A 25,251-nucleotide genomic window follows, 5' to 3' on the forward strand; every position below is an offset into this window, starting at 1 on the left:
CAGCGCTGAACCATAGTTGAAGGAGCACCATGTTCCGACGGATCGGGCGGTTCGCCGTCCACCGCCCTTGGCTGACCATAGCGGGCTGGATCATCGCGGCTGTGGCACTCGCCATGCTCGCCCCTGGTTTGAAGTCGACAACCGATGAAACGGAATTTCTGCCTTCGCATTACGAGTCCGTACAGGCCGGGAAACTTCAGGAGAAGGCATTCCCGCAGACCCAACAGCCCTCCGCGATCGCCGTGTTCCAGCGGACCGACGGCGGCAGGCTCACCCAGCCCGACAAGGACGCCGTCGCCCGGATCACCCAGGGCCTGGACGCCAAGCACCACAAGGGCATAGCCAAGGTGGCGACCAATCCGCAGGCCGTGTCGCCCAACGGTGAGATAGCCCTCGCCAATGTCATCGCCGTCGACCGCAACTCCCAGGACAGCACCGTCCCCGACGCGGTCAAGGACCTCCGCTCGGATGCCAAGTCCCTGCTCGGCGGCACTCAGTTGAAGGTGGGCTTCACCGGCCAGGCGGCCACCGCTCTCGACGCCAAGGAGTCCTCCGGCGACACCGACTCCATGATCATGTCGGCGACCCTCCTCCTGATCGTCATTCTGCTGCTCGTCATCTTCCGCAGCCCGCTGATCGCCCTGTTGCCCGTACTGATCATCGGCGTCGTCTTCTCCGTCGCCCTCGGACTCATCGGCACCGTCGCCCACCTCGGCGGACTCAAGGCCGACAACTCCATATCCGCGATCCTGATCGTCGTCCTCTTCGGCGTCGGCACCGACTACATCCTCTTCCTCCTCTTCCGCTACCGCGAGGAGCTGAGGGCCGGCGAACAACCCAAGAACGCGCTGGTCAACGCCGTCGCCCGGGTCGGCGAGACCATCGCCTCCGCCGCGGGCGCCGTCATCGTCGCCTTCCTCGCCCTGCTGCTCTCCACCATGGGCATGATGCGCGCGATGGGCCCGTCGCTGGCGATCTCCGTCGGCGTGACCCTCGTGGCCGCGCTCACCCTCGTGCCGGCCGTCTTCTCCCTGCTCGGCACCAAGGCGTTCTGGCCGTCGAAGTCGTGGAAGAAGAAGCCGCGCAACCGCGTCGCGAACGGCCTCGGCTCCGCCGTCGCCCACCGCCCGGGGCTCATCGGGGCCGTCTCCGCCCTGGTCCTCGCGGTGCTCGCCATCGGCACGTTCAGCTTCAAGGCCGAGTTCGACACCGACAGCCAGCTGCCGCAGAAGCTGGAGTCCGTCCAGGCGATGAAGGACCTCCAGCGGGGCTTCTCCGCCGGCCAGTCCGACCCGGCGATGGTCTACGTCCAGTCCAAGGACGCCGCCCCGCTCGACAAGGGCGCCCTGGACACCTACCGCGACAGGCTCGCGAAGCTCGACGGGGTCGGCTCCGCCGCGCTCACGGCCACCAGCCCCGACCGCACCGTCGCGCAGTACAGCGTCGTCCTGAAGTACCGGCCCACCGAGGACAAGGCCATCGAGCTGGCCGGCGGCTCGCTCCGCGACGGCGCGCACGCGGCCGCGCCCGAGGGCACCCGGGCCGTCGTCGGCGGCACCTCGGCCGTCCTCTCCGATGTGGAGAAGGCCGTCACCCACGACTACACGGTCGTCTTCCCCGTCGCCGGCCTCGCCATCATGATCATCCTGGGGCTGCTGCTCCGCAGCCTGGTGGCGCCGCTCTATCTGATGATCTCCGTCGCCCTGGGCTTCGGCGCGACGCTCGGCGCGACCGTCTGGCTCTTCCAGGGCGCGCAGCACAAGAGCGGCCTGCTGTTCATGCTGCCGATCATCGTCTATCTCTTCGTCGTCGCCATCGGCACCGACTACAACATCCTCATGGTCGCCCGCCTGCGCGAGGAGGTCCGCCGCGGCGTCCCGGCCCGCGAGGCCATCCGCACGGCCGTCTCCCGCTCGGCACCGACGATCTCCTCCGCGGCGATCATCCTGGCGGGCACCTTCGGCGTCCTGATGCTGGCCGACAACTCCATGCTCCAGCAGATGGGCTTCGCGGTCGCCTTCGGCATCCTGCTCACGGCCTTCATCATGGCCATGCTGCTGGTCCCGACCGTGACCTCGCTCCTCGGCCACAAGGCATGGTGGCCGGGTCACCAGGACGCGCCCCGCGCGGAGCCGGCCACCGAGCACCCGCGGGTGTCCCCGTACCGGACGGAGGGCGAGGAGGTACGGAGCTGACGCGTACGCTCCCGCAATGACACCGGCCCTCCGTGAAAGATCACGGAGGGCCGGTCCACGCGCTGTGCGGCGCTGACGCGAGCCGCCTGTCGGATTCGAACCGACGACCCTCGCTTTACAAGAGCGACGCTCTGGCCAACTGAGCTAAGGCGGCACGACGCACGCGGGCTGCGCCCACGAACGCTGCCCCACTCTACACAGCACCCCCTCCGACCAGCCACAGAGTTGCCACGGCCCCGGGCGGCCGGAAGACGGCGCGCGAAGGTCGGGCCCGCTCGCCTGCTGACAACCGCCCCGCCCACAGGTAGCGTCACCGGCAACCCGTCCAATTGGACTGGACCACTCCTTTTACTCGGATCGTCCGGCACGTTCCTGCCGGTGAAGGGATCTCGAACCATGGCTACGGTCACGTACGACAAGGCGACCCGGATCTACCCGGGAAGCGACAAGCCCGCCGTCGACCAGCTCGACATCGCGATCGAGGACGGCGAGTTCCTCGTCCTCGTCGGGCCCTCCGGCTGCGGCAAGTCCACCTCGCTGCGCATGCTCGCGGGGCTGGAGGACGTCAACGGCGGCGCGATCCGCATCGGTGACCGCGACGTCACCCACCTGCCGCCCAAGGACCGGGACATCGCGATGGTGTTCCAGAACTACGCGCTCTACCCGCACATGACCGTCGCCGACAACATGGGCTTCGCCCTGAAGATCGCGGGCGTCAACAAGGCGGAGATCCGGCAGAAGGTCGAGGACGCGGCCAGGATCCTGGACCTCACGGAGTACCTCGGCCGCAAGCCCAAGGCGCTCTCCGGCGGCCAGCGGCAGCGCGTGGCCATGGGGCGCGCGATCGTCCGCGAGCCGCAGGTGTTCCTCATGGACGAGCCGCTGTCCAACCTCGACGCCAAGCTGCGCGTCCAGACCCGCACCCAGATCGCCGGGCTCCAGCGGCGCCTCGGCATCACCACGGTGTACGTGACCCACGACCAGGTCGAGGCCATGACCATGGGCGACCGGGTGGCCGTGCTCAAGGACGGCCTGCTCCAGCAGGTCGACTCCCCGCGCAACATGTACGACCGCCCCGCCAACCTCTTCGTCGCGGGCTTCATCGGCTCCCCCGCCATGAACCTCGTCGAGGTGCCGATCACCGACGGCGGCGTGAAGTTCGGCAACAGCGTGGTGCCCGTCTCCCGTGAGGCGCTCTCCGCCGCGGCGGACCGGGGCGACCGCACGGTGACCGTCGGCGTCCGGCCCGAGCACTTCGACGTGGTCGAGCAGGGCGGCTCCGCGCCGTCCCTCGGCAAGGAGGCCCCCGCCGGCCTCGCGGTCACGGTCAACGTCGTCGAGGAACTGGGCGCGGACGGCTACGTCTACGGCACGGCCGAGGTCGGCGACGACCGCAAGGACCTCGTGGTCCGCGTCAACGGCCGCAACGTCCCGGAGAAGGGCGCGCTCCTGCGGGTGGTTCCGCGGGCGGGCGAGCTGCACGTCTTCTCGACGTCGTCGGGTGAGCGGCTGAGCGACTAGGGAGGGCGGGTTGGGCCTGGGTGCGGGTCCGTTGCCGGGTGCGGGCTGGTGGGCCTGCGGCACTTTTCCCCAGCCCCGCCCCTTCCCGAAACCGGGGAGACCCCGGGCCCCCAGCAACACGGCTCCGCCGCGTTGTCCTCAATCGCCGGACGGGCTGATTGTGCGGACCGTAACCAGCACAATCAGCCCGTCCGGCGTTTGAGGACGCGGCAGCGGGCGGAGCCCGGACGCATGTCCCGCCCAACCCCGACACCCGTCACCTTTTCGAGCGCGTACGTCAACTCACGTCCCGCGATAAACCTCGAATCATTCGCTCAAAGGGGTGACTAAATGTCGCCATATCATTACCCCTCGCTACCATCTGCGACATGAACCAGGCCGCCCGCCGCATCGGCAGAACTCTCGCCCTCGTCCTCCCCGTCGTGCTCGTGCTCTCCGGGACACTCGCGGTCACCCGCGTCCCGTGGGCCGCGCCGAGTGCCGACTCGCAGGTGCTGACCGCTTCGTCCGACACCGCCTCCACCCAGGCCAAGGCAGCCCGCGCGCCGTACGAGGTGCTGCGCGACCAGCTGCTGACCGAGCTCCAGGTGAAGAACCCGGGCACCGCGCTCACACACCTCCAGGCCGCGACCAACGGCCGTCCGTCCCTCGCTCAGCACTGCGCCGAGCTGGCGCGTGCGCTCGGCCGCGCCGCGGTCGCCAAGTACGGCGCCAAGCAGGCCCAGAAGTTCTCCCGGCCCGTCTGCGACACCTCGTTCGCCTCCGGCGTCGCCCAGGCCCACTGAGCACCGCCCACGGGCCCGGCCGCCGCACCACCCGTACGGCCCGCCGTACGGCAGCACCCCGCGCGACCGCGCGCACCGCCGCCCGCACCCCCGCCCGGGCCACGGCATATCGTGCGGAGCATGACAGGCACGCACGCGTACCCGTACCCCACCCAAGCCGTCGTCCTGGCCGGAGGCCAAGGGTCACGGCTTCGCCCGTACACCGACGACCGCCCCAAGCCGATGGTCGAGATCCCCGGCACCGGGACCCCGATCATCGGCCATCAACTGGCCTGGCTCGCCGCCGAGGGAGTCACTGACGCCGTCGTCTCCTGCGGCCATCTGGCCGAGGTTCTCCAGGAGTGGCTCGTGTCGGCCGATCTGCCGCTCCGCGTGACCACCGTGGTGGAGCGGGAGCCCCTGGGCCGCGGTGGCGGCCTCAAGTTCGCGGCGGCGTCGCTGCCGCACCCCGACCGCCCCTGGTACGCCACCAACGGCGACATCTGGACCCGCTTCTCGCTCCGCGAGATGGCCGCCTTCCACCACGAGCGTGACGCGACGGCCACCCTGGCACTGGCCCGGCCGCGGATCCCCTGGGGAGCCGTGGAGACGGACGAGTTCGGCAAGGTCCTCGACTTCATCGAGTCGCCGCCCTCGCCGTATCTGATCAACGCGGGCGTCTATGTCTTCTCCGCGGCCTTCACCGCCCTGCTGCCCGATCACGGCGACCACGAGCGCACGACCTTCCCGCGCCTCGCGCGCGAGCGCCGGCTGGCGGGCTACCCGCTGCCGCACGGCGCGTACTGGCGGGCCATCGACACCGCGAAGGACCTGACCGAGGCCGCCAAGGAGCTCGCGGGCTGACGAGCGTACGAAAGCGCCCCCGCACCCTGGCCGGGTGCGGGGGCGCGGTGCGCCGTGCCTCAGCCGAGGAGGCCGCCCAGGGCCCCTCCGCCGCCGGTCGAGCCGCCGGAGGAGGAGTTGCCGGAGGATCCCGTACCGCCGCCCGTGGAGCCGTTCGCGGCGGACGATCCGGAGGGGCTGCGCGGCGCCGCGGGAGCGGCGGGCCGCACGTGCGTCTGCGGCGTGGAGTGCGCGCCCTGGCTGGCGCCCGGGTGCCCGGCCGCGCCCGCCGTGCTCTCCGGGGCCCGCGCGGTGCCGGGGACGGCGGGCGCGGTGGCGGAGGGCGTGGCGGTCTTCTTGCCCGAGGGGGTCGGCCTGGGGGTGCCGGGGGTGGCCGACCCGCGGCCGCCGTGGGTCGGGGCGCCGGTGCCCGGGGTCTGCGGGAGCGGCGTGCCGGGGAGGTTGTTGACGGGCGGGTCGCTCGGCCCGGGGGTCCGCACCGTCTCCGAGGAGCGCACGGCGCCGCCCAGCGTCGAACCGGCGATCAGGGACAGGCCGATGACGACGGTGGCCATGACCGTGCCCCGGCGCAGCACGCGCCGGCGCAGGTCCCACAGCTCGGCGCGGGGGCCGAGGCGCCGCCACGCCTCCCCGGCGAGGCGGCCGTCGATGGAGTAGAAGGGCGCTCCGGCGATGACCAGCGGGCTCCACGCGGCGAGGTAGACGATGTCGGGCGCGTTGTAGACGGGCACGGTGCGCCAGCTGACCGTCATGAGGAGGACCGCGGAGAGCAGGACGCCGATGCCCGCGGCGAGCCGCTGCCAGAGGCCGAGGATGGTGAGGACGCCGACGACGACCTGGAGGAAGGCGACGGTGAGCCCGGAGCCCACGGGATGGGCGAGGGCGAGGGTGCGCAGGGGCGCGGCCATGGGCCAGGGGTGCAGCGCGGTGAGCCAGGTGACCATGGAGCCCCGGCGGCCGCCGTCGAAATAGACGGGGTCGCAGAGCTTGCCCATGCCCGCGTAGATGGAGATGAGGCCGAGGAAGATCCGCAACGGCAGGAGCACGACGCCGAGGTTCATCCGGCGCCCGGGGTAATAGGCGTGCCGGACGGAGTCGTTGCCGCCGCGCTCGCGCCTGCGCCCGGGGTCGTCGCCGTCGTCCTCGTCGAACTCCGGGTATTGGTACTGGTCTTCGTCGTACGCGCTGTCCGTGGGGCGCACCCCGCGCAGCAGTTGGGTCTGGGGGCCGACCGCGTCGACGAGCTCACCGGGGCCGGTGTGCTCGCCGGAGCCGCGGGGGCCGACCACCGTGGGCGGAGGGCCGTCGACGCGGATCCGGGGCAGCACCTGGGTGGAGCCCGCGTCCTTGCCGGTCGCGGTGTCCACAGGCCCGGCCGCGGAGTCCCTTACGGCTTGCAGGAGTTCGGTGGGCGCCGCGTCGCCGGGCTGGGTCCGGCCGCTCCACACCACCGGGGCGCGGCGCCTGGCCGCGCCCTTGACGGTGGGCAGCTGTGCCGTGTCGGCGACCCCGGCGAACTGCCGGGCGACACGCGGCGGCCGGGCGAGCTGCACGCGGAAACTCATATGGTTGACGACGATCTGCGCCGGGTCGGACGGCACTTTCACCGTACTCAGCGCGGGCTGGTCGTCGTACCCGGAAGAGCTTCCCCCCGTGGGTGTGCGGGGTGTTCTGGTGTCCACACTCATCTAACCGAGTGACTTCTGATTAGGACACTGCCTTGACCGGTTCGAACTGTCCGAGACCCGTCAAGATCATGAGACGCCGAACGCCGGAAGGGCTGGTTTAACCGGCCCTTCCGGCGTTCGATGTCATTTAGTGACCACGAGCGGTCACAAAGGGTCAGGCGCGGCGGCGCGACGCCTCGTAGAGGACCACACCCGCCGCGACACCGGCGTTGAGGGACTCCGCGCCACCCGGCATCGGGATCCGCACGCGGAAGTCGCAGGTCTCGCCGACGAGGCGGGACAGGCCCTTGCCCTCGCTGCCGACGACGATGACGACCGGGCCGCCCAGCGCCTCCAGCTCGTGCAGCTCGACGTCGCCGTCGGCGGCCAGGCCGACGACCACGAGCCCGGCCTTCTGGTACGACTCCAGCAGCCGCGTCATGTTGGTGGCGCGCGCCACCGGCGTACGGGCGGCCGTGCCCGCGGAGGTCTTCCAGGCGCTGGCGGTCATGCCGGCCGCGCGGCGCTCGGGGACGACCACGCCGTGGCCGCCGAAGGCGGAGACGGAGCGGACGACGGCGCCGAGGTTGCGCGGGTCGGTGATGCCGTCGAGGGCGACGATCAGCGGGTCCTCGCCGTCGTCGAACGCGGCGGCGGTGAGGTCGTCGGGGTGGGCGTACTCGTAGGGCGGCACCGACAGGACGAGGCCCTGGTGGTTGAGGCCGTTCGTCATCCGGTCGAGCTCGGGACGGGGGGCCTCCATGAGGTTGAGGCCCTTGTCCGTGGCGAGCTGGAGCGCCTCGCGGACGCGCTCGTCGTTGTCCAGGTACTGCTGGATGTAGAGCGTGTTCGCGGGGACGCCCTCGCGCAGCGCCTCGACGACGGAGTTACGGCCGACGACGAGCTCGTTGGCGCCCTTGGGGCCGCCGCGGCGCGGGGCGGGGCGCTTGGACTCGTGCCGGACCTTGGCGTTGGCGAGACGGTTCTTCTTGTGGCCCTTGCGCTCGGAAGCGGGCGGGGTCGGACCCTTGCCCTCCAGGGCACGGCGCCGCTTGCCGCCGCTGCCGACCGTCGCGCCCTTCTTGTTGGACGTGCGGCGGTTCCTGCGCTGGCTGTTGCCGGCCATGGGTGCACCTGTTTCTTCACTGCTCAGAGCCACCGGGGGCGGCTCTTGTAAACGTACGTACGAAAAGTGTCTCTCAGGACGGGCGGCGTCGCTCGGGTGCCGGGCCCGCTACGACAGGGACCAGCGGGGCCCGGACGGGGTGTCCTCGATGGCGAGGCCCGCCTGCTGGAGCTGGTCGCGGATGGCGTCGGCGGTGGCGTAGTCCTTGCGGCCGCGGGCGGCCTGGCGCTGTTCGAGCACCAGCCTGACCAGCGAGTCCACCACGCCGTGCAGATCGTCACCACGGCCGCTCGCGGCACCGGCCCACTGCGCGTCGAGCGGGTCGAGGCCGAGCACGCCGAGCATGGCGCGGACCTCGGCCAGCCGGGCGACGGCGGATTCCTTGTCGTCGGCGGTCAGCGCGGAATTGCCCTGGCGCACGGTGGTGTGGACGATCGCGAGGGCCTGCGGGACGCCCAGGTCGTCGTCCATCGCCTCGGCGAAGGCGGGCGGCACCTCGGCGGCGGGCTCGACCGGGCCGGCCTTCTCCACGACCCGCTGGATGAAGCCCTCGATCCGCGCGAAGGCGGCCTCCGCCTCGCGCAGGGCCTCCTCGCTGTACTCGATCATCGAACGGTAGTGCGGGGTGCCGAGGTAGTAGCGCAGGACGATCGGGCGCCAGTGCTTGACCATCTCGGAGACGAGCACGGAGTTGCCGAGCGACTTCGACATCTTCTCGCCGCTCATGGTCACCCAGGCGTTGTGCACCCAGTAGGAGGCGAAGTCGTCACCGAACGCCTTGGCCTGGGCGATCTCGTTCTCGTGGTGCGGGAAGATCAGATCCAGGCCGCCGCCGTGGATGTCGAACGCCGCGCCCAGGTACTTGTGCGCCATGGCCGAGCACTCCAGGTGCCAGCCCGGCCGGCCGCGGCCCCACGGGGTCTCCCAGGAGGGCTCGCCGGGCTTGGCGGCCTTCCACATCGCGAAGTCGCGGGAGTCGCGCTTGCCGGTCTCGCCCTCGCCGGACGGCTGGAGGAGGTTGTCCAGCTCCTGGTTGGAGAGCTCGAGGTAGCCGGGGAAGGAGCGCACGTCGAAATAGACGTTGCCCTCCGCCTCATAGGCGTGTCCGCGCTCGATGAGGCCGCGCATCATCTCGACCATCTCGGTGACATGGCCGGTGGCGCGTGGTTCGTACGTGGGGGGCAGGCAGCCGAGCACGTCGTAACCGCTGTTGAAGGCGCGCTCGTTCTCATAGCCGATCGACCACCAGGGGCGACCCTGCTCGGCGGACTTCTTGATGATCTTGTCGTCGATGTCCGTGACGTTGCGTACGAAGGTCACGTCATAGCCGCGGTGGGTGAACCAGCGGCGCATGATGTCGAAGTTGAGACCGGAGCGGATATGTCCGATGTGCGGAGCGGCCTGCACGGTCGCGCCGCAGAGGTAGATCGAGACGCAGCCCGGCGTGAGCGGGGAGAAGTCACGGATCTGCCGGGCGCTGGTGTCGTACAGGCGAATGGTCACGGAACCAGGGTAGTGGGCTCCGGGCAGTGCCCCGGGCAAACGGCCGGTTCGTTCATCGGACGGAACATTTTGCCCCTTATTTGCTTATTGCGCCAAAAATATAACTTCGCGTGGTAACTTCCGCGGCACGAAGCCAACTTCTCGGTGACGACTTCTCGTGGGACGCCGCGGAAACCTGGAGGGGTGTTGCACTCCACTCTGCCGGTACAACAGGAGCACCCCGAACGGCCGGGCCCGCCCGCCGGGCCGCTGGAGACGGCGCGCAGACCGGCGGGCGGTGAGCGGCGCGGGCGGCTGGCCGCGCTGGACGGGCTGCGGCTGTTCGCCGCGCTGATGGTGGTGGCCTATCACTACGTGGCCTTCGGCAGCGGGATCTGGGAGCGGCCGTCCGCGGCGGTCTTCCCGACGGCCTTCCTGCCCGCGTCCTACGGCTGGCTGGGCGTGCAGCTGTTCTTCCTGGTCAGTGGCTTCGTGATCTGCATGAGCGGCTGGGGCAAGAGCGTCGGACAGTTCGCCGTGTCGCGCGTCACGCGGCTCTTCCCCGCGTACTGGTTCGGGGTACTCCTCGTCACCCTCGCCGTCTATTTGTGGCCCGCGGTGGACGAAACCCTCCGTCCGAGGGATGTCGCCGTCAACCTGACGATGCTGCAATCGCCTCTGGGGGTGGACTCGGTCGACGGCGTCTATTGGACGCTCTGGGTCGAGATGCGCTTTTACCTGCTCTTCGCGCTGATCGCCTGGCGTGGACTGACCTATCGGCGGGCCGTCGGTTTCTGCGCGGTCTGGGGATTCGCCGGGGTCATCGCCGCCGCCGTGCACAACCCGGTGCTCGACCAGATCCTCATGCCGGAGGACTGCTGGTATTTCATCGCCGGTATCGCCTTCTACCTGATGTACCGCTTCCGCCCGAACATGGCGCTCTGGTTGATCGTGGGCAGCTGTTTCCTGATCGCCCAGCACGCCCTTGTCGACGCCCAGGCGCGCGCGGAAGGCCACATGGGCCGGCACGTGCCGCACTGGCCGACGACGGCCCTGCTGACCTTGTTCTTCGTCGCGGTCGCGGCGGTGGCGCTCGGCCGCACCCGGCGGCTGGACCGGCGGTGGCTGACCACGGCCGGAGCGCTGACCTACCCGCTCTATCTGATCCACGAACGCGTCGGCTGGCTGGTGATCCGGCACACCGCCGGCCTGGTGCCGCGCTACGTCCTGCTCCCGGCCCTCGTCCTGGGGATGCTCCAGGCCGCGTGGCTCGTGCACCGGTACGTGGAACGCCCGCTGGCGGGGGTTCTCGGGCGCGGTCTGCGCCGCGCGGCAACGGATATCCGGGCGGGGTGACCTGCCTTGTACGGATATCCGTGGACCCTTGTGAAGATCACGTCAGGCCGGGGCTTGGAAATACGCGAGAGACAGGAGATAACTGTCACGGCAGCACGGGGACTTCCTATGTCAGCATGCCTACGAATGGGCCTGCGTAGGATGAGCCGACTTCAGCCAATCGGAGAGGACGACATGCGTTTCGCCAGACGAGGTGAACTCGATGGCGGCCGGGCAGCCGTCCCGCAGTCAGCACCACGGCTCTATGTCCTGGACGGGCTCCGCATCATCGCGGCCCTGATGGTCGTGACGTTCCACTACGTCGCCCTGCGCGGCGGCTGGGGCCGTGACACCCGGGAGATCTTCCCCCATCTGCAGATGTTCGCCCGCTACGGGTGGACAGGTGTCGAGATCTTCTTCCTGATCAGCGGGTTCGTCATCTGCATGAGCACCTGGGGCCGCTCCCTGGGCGACTTCGTGGTCTCCCGGGCATCCCGGATCTATCCGGCCTACTGGGTGGCGATCTTCCTGACCGCGGCCGTGGTCACCCTGTGGCCGCAGGTGCGCCAGGTGCAGAACTGGGACGCGGTCCTCACCAACCTGACCATGCTCCAGACGGGCGTCGGGGTCTGGGACGTCGACGGTGTCTACTGGACGCTCTTCATCGAGCTGAAGTTCTACGTGCTCTTCGCGATCGTCGTCGCCACCGGTGTGACGTACCGCAAGTGCGTGCTCTTCTGCGGCATCTGGACGGTGGCCGCGGTCACCTCGTCCAGCGTCGACAGCAAGATCCTCGACATGTGGACCATGCCGCTCTACGCGCCGTACTTCATCGCGGGCATCGCCTTCTATCTGATGTACCGCTACAAGCCCACGGCGCTGCTCTGGGGCATCGTGGCCATGTCGCTGCTGCTCGCCCTGCACCACGTGCCGCGGCGGGTGGCGGACAACTCCAGCCACACGGTCCCGACCTGGCCGGCCTCGCTGATCGTCGTCGTGGCCTTCGCCCTGATGGCGCTGATCGCGCTGGGCAAGCTCAACCGCGTGCAGTGGCGCTGGCTGTCGACGGCGGGCGCGCTCACCTATCCGGTGTATCTGATCCACCAGTACATCGGCATGACCGTCATCTACGCCCTGCGCGACCGCATCCCTCCGCACGTGCTCGTACCGAGCCTGGTCGTGGTGATGCTGGGCGCGGCGTGGCTGCTGCACAAATACGTGGAGCGGCCGCTGGGCAAGAGGCTCCGCAAGGGCCTGCTGAAGGGGATGGACGAGATGCGCCGTCATTCGGCGCCGCCCGCCCCCGCCCAGCCGACCGCGCAGACCCGGGAGGGCCTGCCGATGCCGAAGCGGGTCCGGCTGTACGAACCCGCCGAGCCGGACCGCGTGGGCGCGGGCAAGTCCGACCGCGTCTGACCCGCGCGCCCCACCTCCGATCGCACGCCCCGCCGAGCGGGCCGGTCCGCCCGGCCCGCCCCCGGCGGGGCGTCGTCAGATCGAGCCGATGACCTTGCGTGGGCTCACCCGCACGACCACGCGCTCCGCGTCCTCAGCGGCCGCCGGGTTGAAGTCCGCGTAATCCTTCCCGGTGTATTTCCGGGACAGCGTGTTGATCAGCTCCTGGGCGCCCTCGGTGGTCAGCGTGGCCGTCCCCCGCACCTCGGCGTAGGTGTAGGGCGCGTTGTGCGGGTTGATCAGCACGGTCACCCGCGGGTCCCGCCGCAAGTTCTTCTCCTTGCGGCGGCCGACGGTCGTGGAGATCAGCAGGTCGTTCCCGTCGCGCGCGATCCAGGTGACGGACAGCTGGGGGCTGCCGTCGGGCTGGACGGTGCCCACGGTGGCGAAGACGGGGGTGTCGTCGAGGAGCTTCTTCAGGTCGTCGGAGAGTGCGGCGGACACGGCGCGGATCCTTCCCTCGGGGGACGGCTGGGACGGGCCTCACGCACAGCGACCGGATGTCACCGTGCGCGACCACCGTATGCCCCCGAGGGCCGGGCCGGTCAGATCCTGGGGAAGACCAGCGCCGTGGCGACGGCCGCGAGGCCCTCGGCGCGGCCCGTGAGGCCCAGACCGTCACTCGTGGTGCCGGAGACCGACACGGGGGCTCCGACCGCCGCGGAGAGGACCTTCTGGGCCTCCGCGCGCCGCTTGCCGATCTTCGGGCGCACGCCGATCACCTGGACCGAGACATTGCCGATCTCGAAGCCCTCCGCGCGGACGATCCGCGCCGCTTCGGCCAGCAGGGTGACGCCGGACGCGCCGGACCACTCCGGGCGGTCCGTGCCGAAGTGCTCGCCGAGGTCCCCGACGCCCGCGGCGGAGAACAGCGCGTCGCACGCGGCGTGCGCGGCGACGTCGCCGTCGGAGTGGCCCGCGAGGCCGTGCGTGGCGTCCTCCCAGAGCAGGCCCGCGCACCACAGCTCGCGGCCCTCCTCGAAGGCGTGCACATCCGTGCCGATGCCCACGAGCGGGATGATCTGCGCGGAGTGATCAATACCGGTCATTGGCCCTCCTGCGGGCGAGTACGGCCTCGGCCAGGACGAGGTCCAGCGGCCGGGTCACCTTGAACGCCTCCTCGTGGCCGGGCACCACGACGACGGGCCTGCCGAGCCGCTCCACGAGCCCGGCGTCGTCCGTGGCGCCCTCGCCCTCCGTGGCGATCTGCTCGTGCGCCTCGTCGAGGGTGCGCCGGTCGAAGCCCTGCGGGGTCTGCACGGCCCGCAGCAGCGCCCGCTCGGGCGTCCCGACGACGGGCTCGGGCTCGCCCGCGGCGTCACCCGTGCGGGGCTCGACCTGCTTGACCGTGTCGGCCAGCGGCAGCGCCGGCACGACGGCGGGGGCGCCGTCCCGTACGGCGGAGATCACGGCGTCGACGGTGTCGACGGGCACCAGGGGGCGCGCGGCGTCGTGCACCAGGACGACGCCGATGTCGCCGGGGAGGGCCTTGAGGCCGAGGCGGACGGACTCCTGCCGGGTCTCGCCACCGGGGACGACCAGGATCTCGGCCGCGCCGTGGCCGGTCAGCGGATGGTCGTCGAGGAGGTTGCGGACCTCGGGGGCACCGTCCGGCGGGGCGACCACGACGACGAGGCTCACGGCCCGGGAGGCGGCCATCGCCCGTACGGCGTGGACCAGCATCGGGGTGCCGCTCAGCGTGCGCAGGGCCTTGGGGGCACCCGGGCCGAGGCGGACGCCGCGCCCGGCCGCGGGGATCACCGCGGCGGTACGCGAAGGAGTGACGGCGGGGGCTCGATCAGACATTGCGTTGGCGTTCAGGTTTGCTTCCTCGGCCGAATTGGGTATGGCCTCAGCGTGCCGGGCACGACGCCCCGACCAGCCCCTTCCGTGACATTGGTCGGGTCGGCTGCCCGGGCCCGGCACGCCAGGCACGGCGTGAAACCCCGGCGCCGGAGCAGAGATGCCGCAGCGCCCGGCGGATGACAGTCGTCATCGCGCGGGCACCGCGGCACTTCTTTCGTCCGGCACCTGCTGCGTTGCGCGCAGCGCTGCTGTGCTCCCTCGATGACGAGTGGAGCGCTGCGTCAGGACGCGAGAACCTCGTCGAGCAGGGCCTCGGCCTTGTCCTCGTTCGTGTTCTCCGCGAGAGCGAGCTCGCTGACCAGGATCTGGCGCGCCTTCGCGAGCATGCGCTTCTCACCGGCGGAGAGGCCGCGCTCGCGCTCGCGACGCCACAGGTCGCGCACGACCTCGGCGACCTTGATCACGTCGCCGGACGCGAGCTTCTCGAGATTTGCCTTGTAGCGACGGGACCAGTTCGTCGGCTCTTCCGCATACGGTGCGCGCAGCACCTCGAAGACCCGGTCCAGCCCATCCTGGCCGACCACATCGCGCACACCGACGAACTCCGCATTGTCCGCCGGCACCCGAACCGTCAGGTCACCCTGGGCGACCTTCAGCACCAAGTAGGTCTTGTCCACGCCTTTGATCTGGCGAGTTTCGATGGCCTCGATCAGCGCGGCCCCGTGATGGGGATAGACCACGGTGTCGCCAACCTTGAACGTCATGTGACAGGTACCCCTTCCGTGGCTATCCAGTCTAACACGGGAACTGCCCGTTCTGAATGGCGTTTCCGCAGGTCAGGGCATATCTCGGGGCTTGACAACAGCAACCGGAACGTGCTGCGGGAGGGTTCCGGAAGCGGGTATTCGCAGGTCGGAGCGGTTCTTCGGGCAAGGCGAAACGGGCACGTTACACGCGTGCGGAGTGGCTCGCGAGCGGTCGAACGTCCCGTTTTGCCGGGGTCCGGACGGCGGACTTCCGCTACTCCGTTCGGGGCCGGACTCACTTCCGCGGCCGGATTCCGGAATTGATCACGGGCGTCTTGATCAATTCCGGGACATCTTCCCGGGCCTCCCGCATTCCTTGCCGATAATCCCCCGCATCACCCGTCACTCGGCTCCGCGTGCGTTCGGGGCGGATATTCGGCCATGCCGCCGACAGGGGCCGAGTTGACCATGGGGGCGGGTCGGGTGCGAGGGCCCGGACGGGGCTCGGTAACCTAAGCGCGCTGACACACCTCTTACTTCGTCCAAGGAGATGCCGCCGCCGTGAGCAGCAGCCTTCGACGCGGCACCCTCGCCGCTTCCGCCCTCGTGCTCTCGATCGCCTCGCTCTCCGCCTGCGCGGCGGGCAACAGCGCGCAGACGCTTGAGGTCAAGCCGGACAACGCCGCCACCTCGGTCGGCGACATCAAGCTCCAGAACATGAACGTGATCACCCAGCCGGACCTGGACGCCAAGGGCCCGGCCGTGATCACCGGCAAGCTCTTCAACAACGGCCGCAAGGACCAGACGCTGCGCGCGATCTCCCTGGTCGGCAAGAACGCGACCGTGAAGATCACCCCCGCGAGTGGTTCCGGCCAGCTCGTGGTGCCCGCGGGCGGCTCCGTCGTCCTCGGTGGCAAGGGCAATGCCTCCGCGGTCCTGCCGAACGGCCGTGAGGCGCTCAAGGACGGCGAGCAGCAGAAGCTGAGCTTCGACTTCAGCGACACCGGCGCGGTGAACATCGGCGCCTTCGTCGTGCCCGCGAAGAGCTTCTTCAAGGAGTGGGGCCCCGAGGCGCCCTCCTCCGCCCCGTCGCAGTCCGCCTCCGCCCCGGCGCAGGCGGGCAAGCCCGGCAAGCCCGGCGCCGAGGGCTCCACGGGCGCCCCGGGCGGCCAGCAGAGCGCCGAGGGCAAGCCGGGTGCCGGTGAGCCCTCGCAGGGCGGCCAGCAGCACGCCGGTCACTGATCCCGGCCGGCTGATCCACGCCGAGGGGCCCGGAAGCGCGTGCTTCCGGGCCCCTCGGCGTCGGTACCGGCGCAAGGGCGGCCGTGCGGCCCCCGTACGCCCGCCTGCTTACGGCTCGAACTTGTAGCCCAGGCCGCGGACCGTCACCAGATAGCGCGGCGCGCCCGGGTCGGGCTCGATCTTGGCGCGCAGCCGCTTGACGTGCACGTCGAGGGTCTTGGTGTCGCCGACGTAGTCCGCGCCCCAGACCCGGTCGATGAGCTGCATGCGGGTGAGCACCCGGCCCGCGTTGCGCAGCAGCATCTCCAGGAGGTCGAACTCCTTCAGCGGCAGGTCGACCTTGCCGCCGGAGACCGTGACGACGTGCCGGTCGACGTCCATCCGGACGGGGCCGGCCTCCAGGGCCGCGGGGGTGACCTCCTCGGGCTCGCCCCGGCGGCGCAGGACGGCCCTGATGCGGGCCACCAGCTCGCGGGAGGAGAAGGGCTTGGTCACATAGTCGTCGGCTCCTATCTCCAGGCCGACGACCTTGTCGATCTCGCTGTCCTTGGCGGTCACCATGATGACCGGGACGTTGGAGCGCCCCCGCAGCTGGCGGCAGACCTCGGTGCCGGGCAGGCCGGGGAGCATCAGGTCGAGCAGGACCAGGTCGGCGCCGTTGCGCTCGAACTCGTCCAGCCCGTCGGGCCCGGTGGCGGCTACGGCGACCTCGAACCCTTCCTTGCGGAGCATGTAGGACAAAGCGTCGCTGAAGGATTCCTCGTCCTCGACGACGAGCACACGGGTCACGGGTGGACCTCCGGTCGGGTCTCTGTGGGGGCAACGGGGGTCGTTCCCCGAACACGGGTCACGGAAGCACCTCCGGAGTGGGAAGGTGTTCGCTGATGAGGGAGTCGTCGACGCGGCGGGGGCCGCGGCGGTCGCGGTCGCGGACCGAGCCGGCCTCCGGGAGCCGCAGGGTGAAGGTGGAGCCCTGGCCCTCGGCGCTCCAGACCGTGACCTCCCCGCCGTGCGAGGCGGCCACGTGCTTGACGATGGCGAGGCCGAGGCCGGTGCCGCCGGTGGCGCGCGAGCGCGCCGGGTCGACGCGGTAGAAGCGCTCGAAGATCCGCTCGCGGTCCTTCTCCGAGATGCCGATGCCCTGGTCGGTGACGGCGATCTCGATGAGGTCGCCGCCAGGCGCGGCGATATGGCGGGCGGCGATGCCGACGCGCGTACGGGCGGGGCTGTAGTTGACCGCGTTCTCCACGAGGTTGCCGAGCGCGGCGGCGAGCTGGCCGCGGTTGCCCCACACATGCAGATCGGCGGTGCCTCCCGCGGCCATGGTGATCTGCTTGGTGCCGGCCTGGTGGCGGCAGCGGTCGATGGCCTCGGCGACCAGCTCGTCGACCCGGACGGGCTCGGAGTCCTCCAGCGGGTCGTCGTTCTGCACGCGGGAGAGGTCGATGAGCTCCTGGACGAGGTTGGTGAGCCGGGTGGCCTCGATCTGCATCCGGCCCGCGAAGCGGTTGACGGCCTCGGGGTCCTCGGCGGCGTCCATGACGGCCTCGGACAGCAGGGAGAGCGCGCCGACCGGCGTCTTGAGCTCGTGGCTGACGTTGGCGACGAAGTCCCGGCGGACGGCCTCGATGCGGCGCGCCTCCGTGAGGTCCTCGACCAGCAGCAGCACCAGCCGGGAGCCGAGCGGAGCCACTCTGGCCGAGACCGCGAGGGCGTCGCCGCGGCCCGTGCCGCGCCGCGGCAGGTCGAGCTCGACCTGGCGTATCTCGCCGTCGCGGCGGGTGTCGCGCGCCATCTGGAGCATCGGCTCGACGGCCAGCTTCCCGCCGCGGACCAGCCCCAGGGCGTACGCCGCGGAGCTGGCCTTGACCACGGTGTCGGCCTCGTCGAGCACGACGGCCGAGGAGCGCAGCACCGACAGCACGGTGTCGACGCCGGGAGGGAGCACGGCGTCGGTGTGCAGGGAGCTGCGGGTGGGCCTCGCCTGGTCGCGCTCGCTCCAGCGGAACGCCAGCATGGCGATCACTCCGGTGCACAGACCGGCGATCGCTGCCGCTGCGGCGACTGCCGCGTTCACGTTCATGAGTCAAGGTTATGCGGGGTCCAGGAGGCATCCACAGCCAAACGAGTGCCATCTCGAACATACGTTGCCGAGAGTTCACCTTCAGGACAGCACGGATTCACTCCGGAGGCCGCAGGCCGTAGCGTTCCGGCCGGAACGTGGGATCCGCCGGCGGGAGCGGTCCGGGAAGGCGCCGTGCCGCACACCTCCGCACGGCGTTCCATCGAGCAGGAGAGAAGGTCAAGGATGCGGGACGCGTACCACGAGGAGCTCGACTCGATCGGCGAGGGCCTCGTCGAGATGGCCCGGCTCGTCGGCTCCGCGATCGGGCGCGCCACCACGGCGATCCTGGACGCGGACCTCAAGCTGGCGGAGTCCGTGATCGCCGCCGACGCCAAGGTGGACGACCTCCAGCGGGACCTGGAGGCGCGGGCGATCGCCCTGCTGGCCCGCCAGCAGCCGGTCGCCACCGATCTGCGGATCGTGGTGACGTCGCTGCGCATGAGCGCCGACCTGGAGCGCTCCGGCGACCTCGCGCAGCACGTGGCCAAGCTGGCCCGGCTGCGCTTCCCGGACAGGGCGGTCCCGCGCGATCTGCACGCCACGATCCTGGAGATGGGGCAGCTGGCGCAGCGCCTGATGGCCAAGGCGGGCGAGGTGATCATCACCAAGGACGTCGACCTGGCGCTCCAGCTGGAGCAGGACGACGACGCGATGGACCTGCTGCACCGTGCGCTCTTCCAGCACCTGATGGACGACCGCTGGCAGCACGGCATCGAGACGGCCGTCGACGTGACGCTGCTGGGCCGTTACTACGAGCGGTTCGCCGACCACGCGGTCTCGGTCGCCAAGCGGGTGGTCTATCTGGTGACGGGTGAGCACGCCGACGAGCTGACCCAGGGCGAGGGGCGCACAGGAGCAGTGGACGGCGCGTGATCTCCGGAAGTGCGCCGTCGCGCCCTCCGTGCGCCCGGACATGCGTACGCCATGGGCATTGACGGGCGAAGCGGACCGTCCTTGACTGAGAGTCAGGCAGACCACCCTTCGAGGAGGTACCGCATATGACTCACACCCCTCCGACTCCGGCCTCAGGCTGCCAGTGCGGGCCCGGCTGTTCGTGCGGCTGCCAGTCCGGCGGACCGTGCCAGTGCGGTGGCGGCTGCGGCTAGCCGCACACGCGCACGTCACTCACGGAAGCGGGCCCCCGGCCGGATTCTCTCCGGCCGGGGGCCCCTTTCCGCACCGCCCGTGCCCTACGTGTCCGGTGCGGGAGCGGGCGGCGGGGGCGGCGGGGGTGCCGGCGGGACCTTGGGCTCCGTGCTGCCGGTGAGATAGGCGTAGACGACGATGTTCGCCAGGTAGGTGTGCTTGTTGCGGTCGTAGTCACCGCCGCACGTGAGCAGCCGGAGCTCGGGACGGTCCGGGTCGTCCTTGTAGCGCGGGCCGTAGACCTTCTCGTCGTCCCAGTGGTCGTTGGGGACGACGGAGACGTCCTCGACGGTGAACTCCGCGGTGGAGCCGTCCGAACGGGAGACATCGATCTTCGTGCCGGGCTTGGTGTTGCTCAGTTCGTAGAAGACGGCCGGGGCCTGTTTGGTGTCCACGTGGCCGACGAGGACGGCGACGCCGGGGGTGCCGGGCTGGGCGCCGTCGCGGTACCAGGCCACGGTGTTGGCCCGCTCGTAGGGGGGCGCTTCGACGCCGCCCTGTGCGTCGAGGCCGTGGGCCTCGATGGGGGCCTTGATCCCCAGCGGCTTGATGACCAGTCCTTGGGGGCCCGCCCCCGGCAACGGTTCGTGTACCGGGGGCAGGCCACGCGCGGGAGGGTGGCTCTTGGCCGCGGCTCCACCGGTCTTCCGAGCCTTGACGATCGCCGGCTCATCGGTGTCACCGCCGCCCACCAGGCACAGGGCGAGCGCGACGGCCGCCCAGGCCACCCCTGTCAGCAGGCGCTTCGTGAAGCCGCCTGTGCGCGGTTCTGACATGTCACCTGTTTCTTCCCGTCACATCACTGCTTGGCCGAGGCGGTCCGGCGGCGGTACCAGAACATGCCACCGGCTATGCCGGCAGTGGCTCCCGCGGCGAGGATGAGGACGGGGGTGTCGCTGGACGACTCCGTGGAGGAGGCCATCAGTGCGGTGGCTCCACCACCCGCGTGGGCGTGCCCGTGCGGACGGTGCTCGTCGTGGCGGCCCTCGTGGTCGTGACGGCCCTCGTGGCGGCCCTCGTCGTGACGCCCGTCGTGCCGGCCGTCGTGGTCGTCACGGCCGTCGTGGTCGTGCCGGCCGTCGTGGCGGCCCTCGTCGTGACGCCCGTCGTGCCGGCCGTCGTGGTCGTCACGGCCGTCGTGGTCGTGCCGGCCGTCGTGACGCCCGTCGTGGTCGTCACGGCCGTCGTGACGACCGTCGTGGTCGTGACGCCCGCCGTCGTCGTCGCAGTCGTCGTCGTCCCAGCGGCCGTCGTGACGCCCGTCGTGGTCATGACGGTCGTGGCGGCCGTCGTGGTCCCAGCGGCCGTCGTGGTCGTCGTCGCAGTCGTCCCGGTCGTGACCGTGGCCGGTGGCGGGGACCGTGGTCTTCTCGACCGGGGTCGCCAGGTTGCCGAGGTGGCCGAAGGCGTAGGCGGGAGCTGCGGGCACCGCGCAGGCCGCGACGACCGCGGCGCCGCACAGAGCGGTACGGATTGAATCCATGGTGTTACCTCCTTGACAAGAGGCTCACCCCGCTACTCACGCGCCGCATCCGCACCGTGGTTCTCTTGCTCCATTCGGTGACCAACTCGCTCTCCGTCACCACGCGAGACAACACGAAAAGGCCCCCTGCCGGCGGTGAAACCGCAGGCAGAGGGCCTTTTCCGGACGCGCTCAGGGCGCGGCGCGCCGGTGATCGGGGAGGGTTACTTCTTCTTGCCCTGGTTCTTCACGGCCTCGATGGCGGCCTTGGCGGCCTCCGGGTCGAGGTAGGTGCCGCCGGGGACGACGGGGCGGAAGTCGGCGTCGAGCTCGTAGGAGAGCGGGATGCCGGTGGGGATGTTCAGGCCCGCGATGTCGGCGTCGGAGATGCCGTCGAGGTGCTTGACCAGGGCGCGCAGGGAGTTGCCGTGGGCCGCGACCAGGACGGTGCGGCCGGCCAGCAGGTCCGGGACGATGCCGTCGTACCAGTACGGCAGCATGCGCGTGACGACGTCCTTGAGGCACTCGGTGCGCGGGCGCAGCTCGCTCGGGATCGAGGCGTAGCGCGGGTCGTCGCTCTGCGAGAACTCGGTGCCGTCCTCAAGGGCGGGCGGCGGGGTGTCGTAGGAGCGGCGCCAGAGCATGAACTGCTCCTCGCCGAACTCGGCCAGGGTCTGGGCCTTGTCCTTGCCCTGGAGGGCGCCGTAGTGGCGCTCGTTCAGCCGCCAGGAGCGGTGCACGGGGATCCAGTGGCGGTCCGCGGACTCCAGCGCGAGCTGCGCGGTGCGGATGGCGCGCTTCTGGAGGGAGGTGTGGACCACGTCGGGGAGCAGGCCGGCGTCCTTGAGCAGCTCGCCGCCCCGGACAGCCTCCTTCTCGCCCTTCTCGTTCAGGTTGACGTCCACCCAGCCGGTGAACAGGTTCTTCGCGTTCCACTCGCTCTCGCCGTGGCGGAGGAGGATCAGCTTGTACGGTGCGTCGGCCATGCCCATGAGCGTAATCGACGGCAGGGGTGGTGCCGCCCGCCCCTGCCGTGGTACGGACGATTGACCGCCGCCGTCAATTCGGTGGCGCTCGATGATCCCACCTCTGTAAGTTGCGGGTTTCGCAGGAGACACTTACATATCGGGGGTTGGGGAATGGCCGTAGCGAGCGTCGGGCGCGCCGCGAGGGAGAGCGTTTCGGGGTTGCCCCGGGAGTTCTGGTGGCTGTGGACGTCCACCCTGGTCAATCGCCTGGGGGCGTTCGTCTCCGTCTTCCTGGCCCTCTATCTCACCGTCGACCGGGGCTATTCCGCCTCGTACGCGGGGCTGGTGGCCGCGCTGCACGGTCTCGGCAGCGTCGTGTCCTCGATCGGCGGGGGCGTGATGACCGACCGGCTGGGCCGCAGACCGACGCTGCTGATCGCCCAGACCTCGACCGCGGTGTCGGTGGCCGCGCTCGGGTTCGCGCAGAGCCCGGTGGCCATCGCCGCGGTCGCCTTCGTGGTGGGCATGGCCTCCAACGCCTCGCGGCCCGCGGTGCAGGCGATGATGGCGGACATCGTGGCGCCCGAGGACCGCGTGCGGGCCTTCGCCCTCAACTACTGGGCCATCAACCTGGGCTTCGCGATCTCGTCGGCCGCGGCCGGGTTCATCGCGCAGTACAGCTATCTCGCCGGCTTCCTCGGCGAGGCGGTCATGACGCTGGTGTGCGCGGTCCTCGTCTTCGTCAAGCTGCCCGAGTCCCGCCCGGCCACCCCGGCGGCGGCCACCGGCGAGGAGGGGCCGGCGGTCAGCATGGGCACGGTGCTGCGCGACGGGCGCTACATGAGCGTGGTCGGGCTGTCCTTCCTGCTCGCGCTGATCTTCCTGCAGTCCTCGGTGGCGCTGCCCGTGGCCATGGCGAAGGACGGCTTCTCGACCACTGACTACGGCATGGCCATCGCCGTCAACGGCATCCTGATCGTGGCCCTCCAGATCCCGGTGACCCGCTTCATCGAGCACCGCGACCCGGGCCGGCTGCTGGTGATCTCCGCGCTGCTCGGGGGCTACGGATTCGGGCTCACCGCCTTCGCCGGCGGGTCGCTCGCCGCCTATGTGCTGACCGTCTGCGTCTGGTCCCTGGCCGAGATCGTCAACTCCCCCACGCAGATGGGCCTCGTCGTGCGCCTCTCCCCCGTCCACGGCCGCGGCCGCTACCAGGGCGTCTATGCCCTGTCCTGGTCCGGCGCCGCGCTCGTCGCCCCGCTGGCGGGCGGCACGGTGCTCGACCACTACGGGGCGGACGCGCTGTGGGCGGGCTGCGCCGTCGTGGGGACGGTGGCGGGTGCGGGTTACTGGGCGCTGACGCGCACGCTCTCCCGGGGCTCCGCGCCTGAGCCGGACCGCCGGGTGGAGAGCGCGCCCGCGCCCGAGGGAGCGAGCATGTCAGGGGCGTGAGGACGCGGGGCTCAGCCCCGCTCCTCCTGCGTCAGGCGCGCGAACGCCTCCAGGTTGCGCGTCGACTCGCCGCGCGAGGTGCGCCACGCGTACTCCTTGCGGATCGCGCTCGCGAAGCCCATCTCCAGCAGGGTGTTGAAGCTGCCGTCCGCGTTCTCCAGCACCGTGCCCAGGATGCGGTCGATCTCGTCCGGGGTGACTGCGGCAAGCGGCAGGCGGCCGACGAGGTAGATGTCCCCGAGCCGGTCCGTCGCGTACGCCACCCCGTACAGCCGGGTGTTGCGCTCCAGCAGCCAGCGGTGCACCGCCTCGTGGTTCTCGTCGGGGCGGCGTACGACGAAGGCGTTGACCGACAGCGAGTGCTTGCCGACGATCAGGGACACGGTCGTCGACAGCTTGCGGGTGCCGGGGAGTTTGACCACATACGTACCGTCGGCGGGGCTCTCCCATTCGAGGCCCGCCTCGTGGAACGTCTGCTCGATGACGGATTTCGCGTCAGACATGCGACGAGCGTAGGCGACGCCGCCGGTCCTGGACCGCGGCGGAGTACACGTCCGCCGTGGCGGCGGCGGCCGTGTCCCAGCCGAAGGACCGCGCGTGGCGGGCCGCGGCCGCGCCCATCGCGTCCGCGAGCGAGGGCTGGTCGGCGAAGCGGCGCAGCGCCCGCGCGTAGTCGGCGGGGTCGTGGCCGTCGACGAGGAAGCCGCTGACGCCGTCCCGCACGGCCACCGGCAGCCCGCCCACGGCCGCCGCGACGACCGGCGTGCCGCACGCCTGCGCCTCCGCGGCCACCAGGCCGAAGGATTCGCTGTACGACGGCATGACCAGCACGGACGCCGCGCGGTACCAGTCCGCGAGCTGCTCCTGGCCGACCGGCGGCCGGAACCGTACGACATCGGTGATGCCCAGCCGGGCGGCCAGCTTGTGCAGCTCCTCCGGCTTGGCCAGGCCGCTGCCGCTCGGCCCGCCCACCACCGGGACGACCAGCCGCCGGCGCAGGCCGGGGTCCTGGTCGAGGAGCTCGGCGACCGCGCGCAGCAGGATGTCGGGCGCCTTCAGCGGCTGGATGCGCCCGGCGAAGAGCGGGATCAGGGCGTCGGCCGGGAGCCCGAGCCGCTCGCGCGCCGCCGCGCGGCCGCCGCTCGGGGTGAAGCGGTCGAGGTTCACACCGGGGTGGACGACGGCGACCTTGCCGGGCTCGGCGTCGTAGTGCCGCACGAGTTCCTCGGCCTCGCCGTCCGTATTGGCGATCAGCCGGTCCGCCGCGCGGACGATCTGCGTCTCACCGATCACGCGCGCGGCGGGCTCGGGGGTGTCCCCGGCGGCGAGCGCGGCGTTCTTGACCTTCGCCATGGTGTGCATGGCGTGCACCAGCGGCACGCCCCAGCGCTCCGCGGCGAGCCAGCCGACGTGGCCGGAGAGCCAGTAGTGCGAGTGCACCAGGTCGTAGTGGCCCGGCCGGTGGCCCGCCCACGCCCGCATCACGCCGTGCGTGAACGCGCACAGCTGCGCGGGCAGCTCCTCCTTGGCCAGCCCCTCGTACGGGCCCGCGTCGATGTGCCGCACCAGCACGCCCGGGGCCAGCTCCACGGCGGGCGGGAGGGCTCCGGTGGTGGCCCGGGTGAAGATCTCGACCTCGATGTCGAGCGTGGCCAGGCGCTTGGCGAGCTCGACGATGTAGACATTCATGCCGCCCGCGTCGCCCGTGCCCGGCTGGTGCAGCGGGGACGTGTGGACGCTCAGCATCGCTATGCGGCGGGGCCGCCGAGGGGTGCCGATGCGCCGCAGGGGGCTCTGGGCGAAGGTGCCGAGCGCGCGGCCACGGCGTGCGCCGAGCCTGGATGCGTACTGGCTCACCGGGTGAGTCCTCCGTCCGCTTCGTGAGGGGCATGCAG

Annotated in this window: 23 protein-coding genes and 1 tRNA gene; 9 read left to right on the plus strand and 15 right to left on the minus strand. The window is 70.9% G+C overall.

Translation table 11 applies throughout. From position 1 onward, the window contains the following. The first annotated feature begins 29 nt into the window (after positions 1-29). Positions 30-2,195 (plus strand): MMPL family transporter, encoded by a 2,166-nt coding sequence (locus ACH427_RS06035; RefSeq protein WP_398868179.1) that lies wholly within the window; start codon positions 30-32, stop codon positions 2,193-2,195. An 80-nt stretch (positions 2,196-2,275) separates the two neighbouring features. Here ACH427_RS06035 and ACH427_RS06040 read toward each other — a convergent pair. Next, positions 2,276-2,349 (minus strand) — tRNA-Thr (locus ACH427_RS06040). 242 nt (positions 2,350-2,591) lie between these two features. Between ACH427_RS06040 and ACH427_RS06045 the strand changes: the two genes are divergently transcribed. The 3 genes from ACH427_RS06045 (at position 2,592) to ACH427_RS06055 (ending at position 5,344) form a co-directional block, all read left to right on the plus strand. Beyond that, a complete protein-coding gene (locus ACH427_RS06045; protein ID WP_398868180.1) occupies positions 2,592-3,716 on the plus strand; it encodes an ABC transporter ATP-binding protein in 1,125 nt (374 codons plus the stop codon). Positions 3,717-4,084: 368 nt separating this feature from the next. Next, positions 4,085-4,501: a hypothetical protein gene (locus ACH427_RS06050; RefSeq protein WP_398868181.1), complete on the plus strand. Its 417-nt coding sequence runs from the start codon at positions 4,085-4,087 to the stop codon at positions 4,499-4,501. 120 nt (positions 4,502-4,621) lie between these two features. Next, complete coding sequence (locus tag ACH427_RS06055) at positions 4,622-5,344, plus strand: NDP-sugar synthase (protein WP_398868182.1); 723 nt, start codon at positions 4,622-4,624, stop codon at positions 5,342-5,344. 59 nt (positions 5,345-5,403) lie between these two features. Here ACH427_RS06055 and ACH427_RS06060 read toward each other — a convergent pair whose 3' ends face one another. The 3 genes from ACH427_RS06060 to cysS all read right to left on the minus strand — a co-directional run bounded on the left by ACH427_RS06060 (position 5,404) and on the right by cysS (position 9,640). Then, complete coding sequence (locus tag ACH427_RS06060; RefSeq protein ID WP_398868183.1) at positions 5,404-7,032, minus strand: DoxX family membrane protein; 1,629 nt, start codon at positions 7,030-7,032, stop codon at positions 5,404-5,406. Positions 7,033-7,186: 154 nt separating this feature from the next. Beyond that, positions 7,187-8,137 carry a 23S rRNA (guanosine(2251)-2'-O)-methyltransferase RlmB gene (gene rlmB, locus ACH427_RS06065; protein WP_398868184.1) on the minus strand — a complete coding sequence of 317 codons (951 nt, stop codon included), beginning with the start codon at positions 8,135-8,137 and terminating at the stop codon, positions 7,187-7,189. Positions 8,138-8,245: 108 nt separating this feature from the next. Next, positions 8,246-9,640 (minus strand): cysteine--tRNA ligase, encoded by a 1,395-nt coding sequence (gene cysS, locus ACH427_RS06070; protein WP_398868185.1) that lies wholly within the window; start codon positions 9,638-9,640, stop codon positions 8,246-8,248. Positions 9,641-9,823: 183 nt separating this feature from the next. Here cysS and ACH427_RS06075 point away from each other — a divergent pair, with 183 nt between their 5' ends. Further along, complete coding sequence (locus ACH427_RS06075; RefSeq protein ID WP_398868186.1) at positions 9,824-10,975, plus strand: acyltransferase family protein; 1,152 nt, start codon at positions 9,824-9,826, stop codon at positions 10,973-10,975. Positions 10,976-11,149: 174 nt separating this feature from the next. Continuing rightward, positions 11,150-12,370, plus strand: a complete 1,221-nt coding sequence (locus tag ACH427_RS06080; protein ID WP_398868187.1) for an acyltransferase family protein — start codon at positions 11,150-11,152, stop codon at positions 12,368-12,370. A 75-nt stretch (positions 12,371-12,445) separates the two neighbouring features. Here ACH427_RS06080 and ACH427_RS06085 read toward each other — a convergent pair whose 3' ends face one another. The 4 genes from ACH427_RS06085 to ACH427_RS06100 all read right to left on the minus strand — a co-directional run bounded on the left by ACH427_RS06085 (position 12,446) and on the right by ACH427_RS06100 (position 14,979). Further along, the gene (locus ACH427_RS06085; protein WP_398868188.1) at positions 12,446-12,853 is read right to left on the minus strand and encodes a PPOX class F420-dependent oxidoreductase; all 408 of its coding nucleotides are present in this window, start codon (positions 12,851-12,853) and stop codon (positions 12,446-12,448) included. Between the two features lie 101 nt (positions 12,854-12,954). Continuing rightward, on the minus strand, positions 12,955-13,458 hold the full coding sequence (gene ispF, locus ACH427_RS06090; RefSeq protein WP_398868189.1) for a 2-C-methyl-D-erythritol 2,4-cyclodiphosphate synthase: 504 nt from the start codon (positions 13,456-13,458) through the stop codon (positions 12,955-12,957). Further along, on the minus strand, positions 13,445-14,215 hold the full coding sequence (gene ispD / locus ACH427_RS06095) for a 2-C-methyl-D-erythritol 4-phosphate cytidylyltransferase (protein ID WP_398868190.1): 771 nt from the start codon (positions 14,213-14,215) through the stop codon (positions 13,445-13,447). The genes ispF and ispD overlap by 14 nt, the downstream gene beginning before the upstream one ends. A gap of 281 nt (positions 14,216-14,496) precedes the next feature. Further along, positions 14,497-14,979: a CarD family transcriptional regulator gene (locus tag ACH427_RS06100; RefSeq protein ID WP_003953493.1), complete on the minus strand. Its 483-nt coding sequence runs from the start codon at positions 14,977-14,979 to the stop codon at positions 14,497-14,499. A 543-nt stretch (positions 14,980-15,522) separates the two neighbouring features. Between ACH427_RS06100 and ACH427_RS06105 the strand changes: the two genes are divergently transcribed. After that, positions 15,523-16,203 (plus strand): DUF461 domain-containing protein, encoded by a 681-nt coding sequence (locus ACH427_RS06105; protein WP_398868192.1) that lies wholly within the window; start codon positions 15,523-15,525, stop codon positions 16,201-16,203. A gap of 108 nt (positions 16,204-16,311) precedes the next feature. On the opposite strand, the gene ACH427_RS06110 is transcribed toward ACH427_RS06105, so the two are convergent. Together ACH427_RS06110 and ACH427_RS06115 are read right to left on the minus strand one after the other, a co-directional pair. Beyond that, positions 16,312-16,992, minus strand: coding sequence for a response regulator transcription factor (locus ACH427_RS06110; protein ID WP_017242433.1), 681 nt, complete (start codon positions 16,990-16,992; stop codon positions 16,312-16,314). A 58-nt stretch (positions 16,993-17,050) separates the two neighbouring features. After that, on the minus strand, positions 17,051-18,286 hold the full coding sequence (locus ACH427_RS06115; protein ID WP_398868194.1) for a sensor histidine kinase: 1,236 nt from the start codon (positions 18,284-18,286) through the stop codon (positions 17,051-17,053). Between the two features lie 225 nt (positions 18,287-18,511). Between ACH427_RS06115 and phoU the strand changes: the two genes are divergently transcribed. Further along, positions 18,512-19,201 carry a phosphate signaling complex protein PhoU gene (gene phoU / locus ACH427_RS06120; protein ID WP_398868195.1) on the plus strand — a complete coding sequence of 230 codons (690 nt, stop codon included), beginning with the start codon at positions 18,512-18,514 and terminating at the stop codon, positions 19,199-19,201. Positions 19,202-19,518: 317 nt separating this feature from the next. Here phoU and ACH427_RS06125 read toward each other — a convergent pair whose 3' ends face one another. The 3 genes from ACH427_RS06125 to ACH427_RS06135 form a co-directional block, all read right to left on the minus strand. After that, complete coding sequence (locus ACH427_RS06125; protein WP_398868196.1) at positions 19,519-20,250, minus strand: class F sortase; 732 nt, start codon at positions 20,248-20,250, stop codon at positions 19,519-19,521. A 23-nt stretch (positions 20,251-20,273) separates the two neighbouring features. Then, positions 20,274-20,957, minus strand: a complete 684-nt coding sequence (locus ACH427_RS06130) for a hypothetical protein (RefSeq protein WP_398868197.1) — start codon at positions 20,955-20,957, stop codon at positions 20,274-20,276. Between the two features lie 203 nt (positions 20,958-21,160). Beyond that, positions 21,161-21,922: a phosphoglyceromutase gene (locus ACH427_RS06135; RefSeq protein WP_398868198.1), complete on the minus strand. Its 762-nt coding sequence runs from the start codon at positions 21,920-21,922 to the stop codon at positions 21,161-21,163. Positions 21,923-22,075: 153 nt separating this feature from the next. Between ACH427_RS06135 and ACH427_RS06140 the strand changes: the two genes are divergently transcribed. Then, positions 22,076-23,356 carry an MDR family MFS transporter gene (locus ACH427_RS06140; RefSeq protein WP_398868199.1) on the plus strand — a complete coding sequence of 427 codons (1,281 nt, stop codon included), beginning with the start codon at positions 22,076-22,078 and terminating at the stop codon, positions 23,354-23,356. Between the two features lie 11 nt (positions 23,357-23,367). On the opposite strand, the gene ACH427_RS06145 is transcribed toward ACH427_RS06140, so the two are convergent. Together ACH427_RS06145 and mshA are read right to left on the minus strand one after the other, a co-directional pair. Further along, a complete protein-coding gene (locus tag ACH427_RS06145) occupies positions 23,368-23,859 on the minus strand; it encodes a YbjN domain-containing protein (RefSeq protein WP_398868200.1) in 492 nt (163 codons plus the stop codon). Beyond that, positions 23,852-25,213, minus strand: a complete 1,362-nt coding sequence (mshA, locus tag ACH427_RS06150; RefSeq protein ID WP_398868201.1) for a D-inositol-3-phosphate glycosyltransferase — start codon at positions 25,211-25,213, stop codon at positions 23,852-23,854. Before mshA ends, ACH427_RS06145 begins: the two co-directional genes overlap by 8 nt. Positions 25,214-25,251: the final 38 nt, after the last annotated feature.

It is taken from the genome of Streptomyces sp. NPDC020379 (assembly GCF_044387105.1).
Taxonomy (GTDB): domain Bacteria; phylum Actinomycetota; class Actinomycetes; order Streptomycetales; family Streptomycetaceae; genus Streptomyces.